Origin of the sequence: Brevibacillus fortis (genome assembly GCF_003013395.1) — a bacterium.
GTDB classification, from domain to species: Bacteria; Bacillota; Bacilli; order Brevibacillales; family Brevibacillaceae; genus Brevibacillus; species Brevibacillus fortis.
This window is the reverse complement of record NZ_PXZM01000022.1, coordinates 167,246-179,363: the sequence shown is the minus strand read 5'-3', so window position 1 is coordinate 179,363 and position 12,118 is coordinate 167,246. Positions and strand designations below refer to the sequence as shown.

Sequence of the window (12,118 nt, the reverse complement as noted above, 5' to 3'; positions counted from 1 at the left end):
TCCGTTAACAATTAAAAAAAGGCTTCATCCCCGAAGGGATTGTCTTTTCCTACACCAACACGTCAAGGGTTCGCTTCGCCTTACGCCCTTGACTCTGTTGGCTCCGAAAAAGATATCACAATTAGGGGGATGAAACCTTTTCATATATCGGTTGATGGAGTTTACACAAAATTCTTGACAGACCCGGACTATCTATCAATAACTAAGCTAATTAAATCAGTGCGGATAAATTTGACCTTGAAAAATACTCTCTTCAAGGTCTTTCTTTTTACCCCCACCCAGTTACGAATGAAGCAGGCAGTAAAACCAAAACAAACTTACCCCCATAACACCCGTATGATATTTCTATAGTATGCCTGTACGTACATGGATTTTTTGGAATATATCCATTTATTACAATTTATTAGTCATGCAAAAGCCACAAAATTTTCCTGAGCGATAAAAAAGTGAAAAAAGGCCGCCAAACATGTGAGAGTATATGGGAGGAGGTAACTTTTTGTTTGATTACATTACAAGTGGAAAGTAAGGAGTTAAAGAATGAATTTAATAGATATTGAAAAGAAATTTAATGAAGCATATCTTTTTGAAAATGTAAAATTTAAGTCTATCCAATTACTGGAGAAACTAATTTAAAATAGTGATTCATAAAAGATTTTACTATACGTTATAAGTGCACGCAGCTATTTATTAATAACGACGATAGAATATATCCATTTTTTAGAGTTTGCCTTGAATTACTTCATCCAGAAACAGAGATTCAATGGTATTACTATGATATTGAGTATACAATTGATGGTGAGTGTTCCGATGAATATTTTGGGATGTATAAATAAGTATTGTCATTGAAATTATGCCTTGGGGCCATGTCCCCAAGGTTTTTTTATCTCCACCAATGTTGATTTAATCGGCCTGCACGTACCGAAGACCTTGCCCTTCATCCCCCGATGATGGGCAAGGTCTACCAGTTTCTCTACGCCAAGTGTATGCCAATGCTATGGCAAACATCTTACGCTCCCAGGATATTTATTGCTTACGATTAATCGATTGCCTTAGGATTTACTTTCGGTAACAGATCGTACAATACGACCAACAAACTAAACACTAAGCATTTCAAACAAAAAAGCTCTTTCCAACGTGAATCATGAGTAGGTAATTATTAACGCACAAAAATAGAGCTGAAGAACTAGTTCTTAAGAACTAGAGCAAGACTGTCTCGTTGGTAGAGGTATCTATTACAACGGACAGTCTTGTTTTTTAGTAGGAAGAAAACACTAGGTAGAACCAAATATAATTTAACTTGGAAATTACTTCTGATAATCAGCAATATTGGCTGACTAGTAATTTGTTAGTCAAAACTTATCGGTAAGTTCCTATTGATCCAATATAAGGAATTCACTATAATTCTAAATGCTGTTTAGGTAAAATTTACATTTTTTATCTGTACTTATTATGGGGAAGGGAGATGGAGTGTAACTGGCGCACGTTGAATTATTTTTAAAAAAGGAATGATACCAAAGTTCATCACAATTATGACAAGGAGTTACAGGAATGAACCCTAGATTCATCCGTTCAATCAGTAGTTTCAATCTATTCCTACTGCTTGCTTTACTGTTTTTACAGCTTGTCCCTGAACACGCAATCGCAAGTGCTCAGAGTAAAACGTATTTAATTGGATTTAAAGAAAACAAGAAAGCAAAAGTAAGGGCTATTCAAAGATCATCGGTACAGCAACTTAGCACGAAAGTGATGGTTGCTCAATTAACAGAGAGTGAAATGGAGGTAATGTCTCAGGATGAGAATGTAGCCTATATTGAGGAAGATAGTGAAATAGAGTTAGCAGAAACAAACCTAACAGAAAAACAGGAAGTTCCGTGGGGGATTGCGCACATAAGGGCAAATCAAGCTCACGAAAAAAATTACAAAGGCCAAAACATCAAAATTGGAATTATAGATACAGGTATATCCAATCATGAAGACCTCCGAGTAAAAGGAGGCATTTCCTATGTAGAAGGAAAATCAGATTTTGATGATGAGCATGGTCATGGGACTGCAGTGGCTGGCGTTATCGCTGGTAAAGATAATGATGTTGGAATCGTTGGTGTTGCCCCAGAAGCCGAAATCTATGCTATTAGGGTCCTTGATGAAAAAGGTCACGGTACATATTCCAGCATGATTCAGGGGATTGAATGGGCGATTCAGAATGACATGAACATCGTTTCCATTAGTGCTGGTGGTAAAATTGACAGTCGCGCTTTACATGACCAGATTAAAAGAGCGAATCAACAAGGGATACTGGTTATTGCATCAGCAGGAAATAGGGGAATGGGTGAGGATACCCAGTTATATCCTGCGAAATATCCAGAGACATTGTCCATTGGTGCCATTGATCAAGACAATCAACGGGCTGACTTTTCAAGTGTTGGTAGTGGGTTAGACCTGATGGCTCCTGGGGTTGATATTCTAAGTACGTCACTCCATGGAGACTTTGAGCAACGCTCAGGCACTTCTTTAGCAGCTCCTCACGTAGCCGGTGCAGCAGCTGTCATTTGGTCCAAAAAGGGTGGAGCCACCAACCGCGAAGTGCGTGATATTTTAGTCGATCATGCAACACCTTTAGGGGAATCGCGGTTTTACGGAAAAGGGCTTGTAAACCTAGAGAAAGCGTTGGGACTAGGGGATGAAGACTCCGCTGAGATTATCTCATTGGAATCGAAGCCTAACGAATTGCGACTTTCCGAAGGTGAAAATTATCAACTGAAAATTACGGCGAAGATGACAGATGGCAACACCAGAGATGTCAGCAAGGAAGTTACTTATAAGAGCAAAGATGAAAAAATTGCTACGGTAACACCTTCAGGTCTAGTCACAGGAAGTGGAATGGGAGATACGCAACTGATCGCTGAGTTGGGTGACAAAACGATTGAGATTCCGATAGTGGTGACGGAGCGAGCGCCCCTGATACCAAGAGGTGGACTCGACACCCCTGAAAAAGGCGAGTTAATCAGTGGTACGTATACGGTTAAAGGATGGCATCTCAATCCGGTCGGAATATCGCAAATCAGTATCCTGATTGATGGTATGAAAGTTGGAGAGGCATCCTATGGCGACCCGAGACCAGATATTGAAGCGAAATATCCAGCTTATCAGAATAGCAATGCTGGATTTCACTATCAACTGGACACTGGGAATTTAACCGCAGGCACTCATATCATTACTGTGGAAGTTCAAGATACCAATGGTCAACAAACCATGATAGAAGGAACGACATTTTACATTGGTAACATGGAGCCTGTTAATGGTCTGCATGCCGATGTGACCAAGCTGGAACTAACGAATGAAGGTTCGCATCAGTTGGTGGTCTCTACTGTTTTAGAAGATAACACCCTGAAAGACGTTACAAGTCTAGCAGAATACGCTTCATCTGATGAAAGTATCGCTACAGTAGGCGCGACTGGACTTGTAAAAGCATTGGGATATGGAACGGCGATTGTGACCATTCGATATGAAGGTCAATCAATCATGATCCCTGTTACGATCAAAAAGACTGAGCCACTGATACCGCGTTGGGAGTTAGAGGCGCCGACAAGTAATTCCATGATGACAGGCGCCACACTCATCAAAGGCTGGTATTTAGAGCCAGCAGGTGTTTCAAAGATAGAGGTTCAATTGGATGGAACAGTAGTGGGGGAAGTTACTTATGGACATAACCGGCCTGATATTGAATCCTCGTATCCACACTACAAGAATGCTACAGCCGGATTTGAGTACCTTCTAGACACAACGCAGATAACGGAAGGTCAACATACCATTAAGGTAACAGCCGTTAATAAAGAAGGCGCCGAGCAAATTCTAGCAGAGCGAGCTGTTTTCATCGGTCGTGCAGAACCGGCGACAAGTATTGTGGCAAATATAAGCAAAGTAGATGTAATACAAGGGAATACACAGCAATTATCCATTTCTGCTGTTTTACTGAATCAACAAACGAAAGATGTGACGAGAGAGGCTCAATATACGGTTGAGAATCCTTCGATCATTAGCATTTCAGATAAAGGTATCGTTACCGGAATTGAAATCGGTCAAACAAATATCATCGTGAAATACCAAGAACAAACGCTTACGATACCTGTCTGGGTCAAAGCAGTAGCGGGTCTGGCTCGGGGAGGCATTGACAGTCCCGCAGACCATGCAATAATCAGCGGTGTTTACCCTGTCACAGGCTGGTTTATTGACTCTACTGGTGTTGAAAAGATTGAAGTACTGGTCGATGGAGCCGTAAGTGGTGAAGCAACCTATGGTATTTCTCGTCCGGAAATCGAAATAATGGATGCTTCTAAACCTGATGGAAACGTAGGGTTCCACTATAATCTCGATACAGGAAAATTGAGGGAAGGCACACATACTCTTTCTGTTAGAGGCACAGGCAAGGGTGGAAATCAGGTAATGCTGGGGAACAGAACGATTCAAATCGTTACCTTGCTACCAGCAATAGGTTTAAAGGCAAACGTTACAGAGTTAATCGTTCCTCAAGGAAAAACGCATCAATTTACTGTCATGGCAGTACTAGAGGATCAGAGCAGTCATGATGTAACCAAGTTGGCTCTGTACTACATAGAGAATTCTTCTATCGCAAAGGTGAGCACAGATGGCTTGGTCACGGCTCTAGCCCAAGGAAGTACGGGTCTCACTGTAAAATATGGGGATCAAAGTATCAGCATTCCTATTAAGGTTACGGAAGCGGAAGCACTTAAAACTTTGGGAGAGATAGAAACGCCTGTAAATGGTGCTATTGTCAATGGTACTTATACGATTTCAGGATGGTTTTTACATCCTTCTGCTATCTCTGACTATCAGGTTCTCATTGACGGGATCGAACATGGGAAAGCAAAAACGGGAATTGCTCGACCTGATATTGCTCTGCTTCATCCGGAATATAAAAATACGCAAGCAGGATATAGCTATAGTGTTAATCTGAATGAACTGCAACCGGGTACTCATACCGTTTCTGTGATCGCAACGGATAGCGAAGGAAAGCAATATCCATTACCAGAAAAGAAATTTGTGATTGGAAATATTGCTCCAGCGATCAGTCTGCAAAATGCAGAACCAAACATGAGCCTAGCAAAAGACTCTATGCAGAAATTGCAGATTACGGCCAGTTTTGAAGGTCAACAACAGAAGGACATTACGGGGGAAGCTGTTTATACAGTAGAAGATCCGAATGTCGTTTATGTCAGTCCACTGGGAATCGTTACAGGCCTGAAGGTTGGAATGACAAAGATTCACGTGAATTACGGGAATCAGTCATTGGTGATTCCTGTTGTTGTCACAGAATCAGAATCAGGCTCGCTTGTTGCCAAAGGGCAAATGGATATCCCAAAAGAAGGCACAGTTATTGGTGGAACTACAACGGTACAGGGATGGATTCTGAACCCAAGCGGTGTGTCCAAAATCGAGGTTTTGGTGGATGGACAATTGCAGGGAACCGCAGTTTATGGTGGACCTCGTCCAGATATTTTCGCCATGTATCCACACTACCAGAATGCAAATGCTGGTTTTCAATATCTACTGGATACGTCCTTGTTTGCGGAAGGGAATCACAAACTGAGCATAAAAGTAACGGATAAAGCGGGCGCGGAGAGTCTCGTGCTAGAAAGTAACATCATCATTGGTCCTGTTACGGGAATCACAGCTAATTATTCCGAAGTTACTTTAGAAAAAGACAAGAGCGTAGCATTCACTGTCGTTGCATCTTATCGAGATAAGAGTACAAAGGATGTAACGGGAGAAGTGACCTACACGATCGATAATCCAGCTATTGCCAAAATAGATGCAACAGGACTACTAACAGGTCTCACATCAGGGAGTACGGTTCTTACCGTGTCTTATGCTGGCATCGTGAAGCAATACCCTGTCACTGTAAAAGGCGACGTCTTGGTAACAGGGGGCGCAATTGACACCCCGCAAGATAACGAACTGATCAGTAGGAATTACAACATGACGGGATGGTTCGTTTCTACTGGTGAAGTGGAGAAAATCGAAGTGTTGATGGATGGAGATAAGCTGGGCGAGGCGAAATATGGGCTTGAACGACCAGATATGAAGCGCAAATACCCAGAGGCACCTCATCTAAAGCCAGGTTTCTCCTATCTGCTGGAAGTTGACCAGATGCAAGTAGGGGAACACAAATTACATGTGCTGGTCACAGAAAAAGACGGGAAGCAAACCAGTATGGAGAAGACAATCACGATTGTTGAACCCATACATGACACGTATGCTTTTTGGCTGCAATTTTCTAATCAGCAAGGACAGAACAACTGGTCCTATCAGGAGGTAAGCGGAGATCGCTTCACGGACTTGGAGTGGGACAAAGCTGCCGAGGAATGGAAGAGTAATCAAAACGAGACCGCGATCGGAAATACGTGGATAAAAGTTGGGAGCTCAGATCCTATCCTGAAATGGAAGGCGCCGCGTTCAGGACGAATTCACGTTAGCGGCTGGATTTCCAAAATCCAAGTGGAAGAGGGAGACGGAGTCAACGTCCGACTACTGAAAAACGATGCTCAAATTTGGCCTTCCTCAGGCTGGCAATCGATTGACTTTAACGATGAGATTGGTGTGGAACTTCAGGAGGAGCTTTCCATTGAAGAAGGAGACGCACTAATTTTTCAAGTAAACCAGAAAGAAAACAGTGTCGGGGATCTTCTCAAATGGACACCTGAAATCACCTACGTAACGAATGAGGTGAACGATAATTCTGCTCCCCAAGTCTATTTGACCTCACCAATGGTAGGGAAGGCTGTCTTTACTGTTAATTCAGAGGATGTCATCATCATATCAGGTATTGCGATGGATCCGAACATCGGAGACCAAGTTCATATTTGGTATCAGCTGGATGAGGAAGATCCTCATGAACTGACTCGTTTTACGGCGTCTGAGAGCGCAAATGAATTTTCGTACAACTTGCCCATCCGCAATTTGAAGCCAGATCATCTCTACTCACTTCGTGTCTGGGCAGTCGATCAGAAATCCAGTAAATCTCTCGTCGAAAAAGTCGATATTAGCTTGGATATGAGAGCGCAAGCTGAAAAGGACCCGATAACCATTTCTGCAAATTGGAAATATCCGAAAGATCGACAAGAAATACCAAAAGGGCAGTCGATTACGTTGGATTGGGACTACTACAACGGTAAAGGGTATCCAAGTTATATAGCCTCGCAAGAATTAATCATTTATATCAGCGAGGGCGGGCATGTCACTTCTACAAAACGGGAGAAATTAACAGGGACAGCCCGTTCTTATGTATTTGATACAAACTATATACAAAAAAACGCACTCATTGATGTGCGCCTAAAAGCGGTAATGAAGAGTGATGCCCCGAAAATTCTTGAAGGCAGTACCGCTAAATTGGAGTTCTATCTATTAGCCACCAATCAAGCACCTGTGGTCGTGAATACAGAGCTTGTCATTATGGATAGTGGCCTTAGAGGATTAATCAATTATTCGCTTAGAGATAATGATGTTTCAGACAAAATCGTATCAACAAAATTAAGAGTGGGACTGACTCCAGGCGGAAACGAGCTGGGTGAGAAAGAAGAGACGATTTCCGAATCGAGCCAAAATGGGAATGCGTCCGGCAGATATTTTTTCCCCATCACAAAAGAAATGTTGTATCAGACCGTGTATTGGACGGTTCAAGCTCAGGATAATCGCGGGGCATGGACTACACCAACGAATTACTCATCCCGATTGGTAGATGCTCTCCCGAAGATCGTCATTTATACCCCTGGGGCAAAGAGAGTCATTGATATTGATGAGACCTTTACCTTGGAAGGGGTATATACCCATCTTCAAGCAGGCGATGTCATATCTGGAAGGATGAATCGCAACGATGGACCAAAAACCTTTGCTACCACTGGCAGCTCAGGTCACTGGACCCTTAGCTGGAGGGGCAGGGATCTTGGAGAAGGTACCTACCCGAACATCGAAGTATCCAATCGCAGCGGATTTGTAGCGGTTTATCCCGGAAGCTTGACTATCGAGAAGAAACCAGATGCCCCTAATAATATTAGTGTAGAGGCAGATACGAATTCCCTTAAAGTATTTTGGAGTCCTGTCGCAGGCGCAATAGACTACGGCATTCAAGTAGATGGCGGCGGGATCAAGCGGGTAGGCAACGTATCCACTTATACCATCACGGGCCTACAACCGGATCGCGCTTATACAATCATACTTTGGGCGTACAATTCATCCGGTACTAGCAGCTATAGCAGCAGCCCCTACACTGTCCGAACGAAACCAGCAGAAAGCAATTTTAATCTGTTGGTAGAGTATAATCCGGTACGGATGCATTTTCCTGCCGATCAGGCAAAATACTTTAAAATCACAGCGAAAACGAGCGGAGTTTATCAGTTCACGTTAAATAACGACTCGGGATTAGCGGCAGATGCAAATATATCCGTTTATAAAGGGGCGGGCTTGCTGGATCATGAGGAAATCTCTTCAGGAAGTAATGGTAGAGTGAATCCAGTATTTGCCGCCGGAAAAACGTATTATGTGAAGATTGTAGGAAAAAGTGCGTTTTACGCTACGCTTCTGGCAAAGCCAGGGGGCGAAGCCTTTGTTTTTAATCAGCCAAACGATATCACGATTTCAGGTGGACAAACGGTAGAAATCGCCATGAATGCTATCATTCCTGGAAAGTATCGCATGGTTACGCAATTGAAAAATCCAAGTCAGAAGTATCCAACTGTAACGGTCTATTCCAATGGGGTTCAAGTGTCACCGAGGGAGAAGCCAAGTGCAGCTGAAGTCATTTATGATTTGGCGGCAGGTGCCTATACGATTAAGCTGACAAATACAGAAAGTAATCCAGTCAATGTAATATTTACAGTTTTTGCTCCAGCGGCTGGGGGAACGGTTTACGAGTATGTATATGATCAGAACAATCGAATTAAGGCGATCAAAGAAAATGGAGTCGAAAGCGTCATTTTCTATCATGACGAGAACGGAAATATCACAAAAAGCGTAAAGCAAAACGCATCTATACCACCGAAGGCCAAAGCCTTGAGTCTTGATATGGAGAAGGTGGATGTATCACCTGGTAACTCCAAATCGATTAAGGTCATGGCAACATTGGACAACGGGAGTCAGGTGGATGTAAGCGCGCAGGCTGTATATGTCGTGGAGGATCCCTCGGTTGCCTCTATCAACAAAGGGATTGTGTATGCGGTGAACGGCGGGACGACGCGGGCCAAATTGTTTTTCGGAGGGCAGTCGAAGGCGTTTACCATTACGGTTGATGCACCTTCTGTTCATTTAACATCGATCAGTCTTGCACCAGGGCAGTCCACAATAACAGAAGGACAGATCCAACGCTTGTATGCATCCGCTTATTACTCAGACGGTAACAACAAAGATATCAGCAGCGTTGCCAGCTTTGACACCTCGAATTCATCTGTTGCGCAAGTGAGCAGCCAAGGTGTCGTAACGGGTATCAAAGCAGGAACAGCGACGATTACCGTTTCTTATGATGGTAAAAACGCATCCAGCCAGATAACTGTTCAAGGGGCTACCATCCAGGAAATAAAAGGAACCCCAGTGCAAGTGTCATTGGTTGCAGGTGGTACTCAACAGCTTAGTGTCACGGCCACTTATTCAAACGGGGCCGAAGAAAATATTTCAAAGCAAGCCGTGTATACAAGCAGTAATGCCAATGTTGCATCAGTGGAAAGTAGTGGACTGATAACAGCACTTTCGCCAGGAGCTACGCAGGTCACGGTTAGCTACGGCGGGCAAAGTACGATCATTCCGGTCACGGTTTCAGGAAATGCCATCACTCTCGTGTCTTTGGCTGTTACGCCAGCGACAGTGAGCATTGGCAAAGGAGCCAACCAGCAGTTGGAAGTGAAGGCGACCTACAGTGATAACAGCCAAACGATTGTAACGAATCAGGCGACTTATCAGAGTTCGCAACCTGCTATTGCCAGTGTTGAAGCAAGTGGGTCTGTTACTGGGGTGGCAGTAGGATCATCTACTGTAACCATATCTTTTGGTGGGAAAGTAATTACGGTTCCTGTTCAGGTTACAGAGACACAAGAGCCTGTGCAGAGCTTGTCCGTTACACCAGTCAGCCTGAACATATTGGTTGGGAAGACGCAGCAGCTACAAGTAACAGCGACCTATAAGGACGGCAAGAACATGGATGTTTCTGGACAAGCAGTCTACTTGCCAGGAGATGCCACAGTGGTATCCGTTGATGCAAACGGGGTGGTTACGGCTGTTAAGGCAGGTAGTACGAACATCACCGTTTCCTTTGGGGGAGCAAGTGCGGCTGTGCCTGTTGTTGTTACAGCAGAAATTCCGGTTCAGAACATCAAAGTTGTACCGGAAGACATCACTCTTCAAGAGGGGAAAACACAACAATTAAATGTGCTATTGAAGCTTGCGGATGGTACTGAAGCAATGGTAACGGATAAATCATTATTTACAATGGCAGATCCATCTATAGCATCTGTTTCTGCAAGTGGACTCCTCACGGGAATAAAAGACGGAATCACCTCAATAACCATTGACTATTTGGGAACCAAGGTAAACGCGAATGTAAAAGTAGCCCAAGTATTGAAAGAAGATAAGATAAAACGCTTGTCCGCAGGTGGAGCACATACATTGATGGTGAAAGAAGACGGAAGTGTATGGGCATGGGGTCAAAATGAGAAAGGGCAGCTAGGAGATGGAACGGTACAGAATCGGACGACGCCAATAGAAATTATGCTGAACATCATGGCGCAACAATTGGTAGCGAGTCCGGGTACGGTGTTGTTGCTTACGTCTCAAAGCAAGCCATTGCAAATCACGGCGACCTATTCAAACAACAGTAACGAAGATGTCACGACGCAGTCGAGGTATGAAAGCAGTAACCCAGCGGTTGCAACGGTAGATGAGGCAGGAGTGATCACAGCGGTATCGGTAGGGACAACGAGCATTACCGTTAGCTACGATAGCAAAACGATAACTGTCCCAGTGGAAGTCAAGGATATCGAAGTGAAAGCGAATCTAGGGACGGTGTTGCTGCCAACATTCCAAAGCAAGCCATTGCAAATCACGGCGACCTATCTAAACAACGACACCCAAGATGTCACGACACAATCGAAGTATGAGAGCAGTAACCCAATGGTGGCAACGGTAGATGAGGCAGGAGTGATCACAGCGGTATCAGTAGGAACTGCGACTATCACAGTCAGCTACGATAACAAAACGATCACAGTTCCTGTGGAAGTCAGGGAGACAAAAGTGAAAGTCAATCGCTTGTCCGCAGGTGGAGCACATACATTGATGGTGAAAGAAGACGGAAGTGTATGGGCATGGGGTCAAAATGAGAAAGGGCAGCTAGGAGATGGAACGGTACAGAATCGGACGACGCCAATAGAAATTATGCTGAACATCATGGCGCAACAATTGGTAGCGAGTCCAAGTACGGTGTTGTTGCTTACGTCCCAAAGCAAGCCATTGCAAATCACGGCGACCTATTCGAACAACAGTAGCGAAGATGTCACGACGCAGTCGACGTATGAGAGCAGTAACCCAGCTGTTGCAACGGTAGATACGGCAGGAGTGATCACAGCGGTATCGGTAGGGACAACGAGCATTACCGTCAGCTACGATAGCAAAACGATAACTGTCCCAGTGGAAGTCAAGGATATCGAAGTGAAAGCGAATCTAGGGACGGTGTTGCTGCCAACATCGCAAAGCAAGTCATTGCAAATCACGGCGACCTATCTAAACAACGACACTCAAGATGTCACGACACAATCGAGGTATGAGAGCAGTAACCCAACGGTGGCAACGGTAAATGAGGCAGGAGTGATCACAGCGGTATCGGTAGGAACTGCGACTATCACAGTCAGCTACGATAACAAAACGATCACAGTTCCTGTGGAAGTCAGGGAGACAAAAGTGAAAGTCAATCGCTGGTCTGCAGGTGGAGCACATACATTGATGGTGAAAGAAGACGGAAGTGTATGGGCATGGGGTCAAAACGAAAAGGGACAGCTAGGAAATAATAGTCTACAAAATAGCACAGTTCCAGTATTAACGAATGACAATAAAATGGAGTGAGTTT

1 protein-coding gene is annotated in these 12,118 nt (G+C 44.0%); it reads left to right on the top strand.

Annotated features, from left to right (window positions below; all coding sequences use genetic code 11):
• Positions 1–1,548: 1,548 nt before the first annotated feature.
• Positions 1,549–12,114: an Ig-like domain-containing protein gene (locus C7R93_RS14190; protein ID WP_106839416.1), complete on the top strand. Its 10,566-nt coding sequence runs from the start codon at positions 1,549–1,551 to the stop codon at positions 12,112–12,114.
• Positions 12,115–12,118 lie beyond the last annotated feature (4 nt).